Annotated in this window: 1 protein-coding gene; it reads right to left on the reverse strand. The window is 77.2% G+C overall.

Annotated features, from left to right (window positions below; all coding sequences use genetic code 11):
• Window positions 1-1,558 (reverse strand): RNA ligase family protein (locus tag GPJ59_RS36010; protein WP_219672327.1); only part of this gene is annotated, 1,558 nt, incomplete at its 3' end.
• Window positions 1,559-1,736: the final 178 nt, after the last annotated feature.

Here is a 1,736-nt window from a genome sequence, read left to right on the forward strand (position 1 = left end):
GTGCCAGGCCCTCGCGCAGCACGTCGGCGTTGGCCCGCTGGTCCGCACGCGCACCGCGGGCCGCGCGCAGGTCGTCCAGCGACACCACGGCGCCCGCCCCCGACCCGCGACCGAAGGTGCTCTTGCCGCTGCCGGACGGACCGACCAGCTGGACCAGGTGCGGGAAGGCGCCGTCCCGCCACCGCCAGGTGGCCGCCACGGCTTCCTCCACCGTCCGGACCCGGCCCTCGGCGTACGCCTCCCGGGCCTGCGCCCAGCACCGGTCCGCCGCGTCCGGGCCCAGCCCGCCGAGCGCCTCGCGCAGTCCGGAGCGCAACGGGCCCAGCGGGTCCGCAACGAGCAGCCCGGCCTCCTCGGCGTGCAGCGCGGACCAGTCGGCCTGCTCGGCCGCCGCGGTATCGGGGGCCGTCGCCGCCGCGACCGCGTGCAGCACGCCCAGGTCGACTGCGGACGCCATCCGGAGCAGCCCGGAGCGCCGCTCCTCGTCCGGGTGCGGCCGGTGCAGCCGCCCGGACAGCCCCACCAGGTCGGCTACCCGGCGGGCCGCGGGCATTCCCAGCGGCCCGACCAGCCGCGGTCCCAGCCACGCCCGGTGCGTCCGGTGCAGCAGGGCGGCCAGCACCCCCGCGAGCCGGGCGTCCCCGGACCGCCCGATCAGCCCGAGCCGCGCGGCCGCGTCGGCGGCGCACTCCGCAGCCCACTGTGCAGCGCGAGCCGGGTCGCCGGCCGGCTCCCCGGCGCGCACGGCCCGGTTCCCGTCACGCTCGGCAGCCCGGGCGGCGCCGTCGCGTGCACCGCGTAGGTCCTGGTGGTCCTGGTGGTCCTGGTGGTCCTGGTGGTCCTGGAGGCCCCGCAGACCCGGTGCGTCCGGCAGCCGCAAGGCCGCCAGCAGCCCGGCCGCGTCCGGCGTCGAACCCGAGCGCACCGCCCACAGCGGGGCAGCCGGCCCGAGGCCGTTCTCGACGACCGCCGCGTGCATCCAGTGCGTGTCCGTCTGCACGTGCCCGCCGCGCACCCACTTGGCCACGTGCCCGCCGAACGCCGCCCGCTCGAAGCCGGCGACCGTCCGTACGACGTAGCCCTCCTGCCGGGTGGTGTCCAGCCGCAGCTTGCGTAGCACCCGCTCGTCGAAGGTGCCCCGCCACAGCACCGGCGGCGCGGGAACCCCGAGCCGCCGCAGGAAGGCGACCGTACGGTCCCAGTCCAGACAGTGCTCGCCGTCCCAGACCGAGAAGCCGTAGAACCAGCTGTCCAGGTCGTCGTAGGCGATCGAGTGGCGCGCGTACATGTTCTCGCCGCACACCCGCCAGCCGTCCGGGATCGCCCGCCCGATGCGCCCCTGGAGGCCCTTCACCCAGGCCCGCGAGGGGTGATGGCCGGAGTCCATTGACCGCGCGTGCAGTCCGTCTGCGTACAGGGTGGTGTTCTCGCCGTCGAGCTTCTCGGTGACGACGACCTCGCGGCCCTCCAGCCCCGCCAGGCCCGTCGCCCGTACGTCGTCCGCCGCCGCGCCCGGGGACCAGGGCAGGTGCGGGGTGCGGGGGTAGTGCGTACGCATGGGGGCTCCAGTCGGCGGCGGGCGGTCCCGTCACTCTACGTATCCGAACTGGCCGTCTCCACCCATTAATCCCGCTCGGCCGTCGACCCGGCGGGCGGCCGCGGACCCGGCCCGGCGGGCGGCCGTGGGTCCGCCTCCGCGGGCAGCCGCGGGTCCGTCCCGGCGGGCGGTTCCGCTG

This window comes from Streptomyces bambusae, assembly GCF_019400985.1.
In the GTDB taxonomy this organism is placed as follows: Bacteria; Actinomycetota; Actinomycetes; order Streptomycetales; family Streptomycetaceae; genus Streptomyces; species Streptomyces bambusae_A.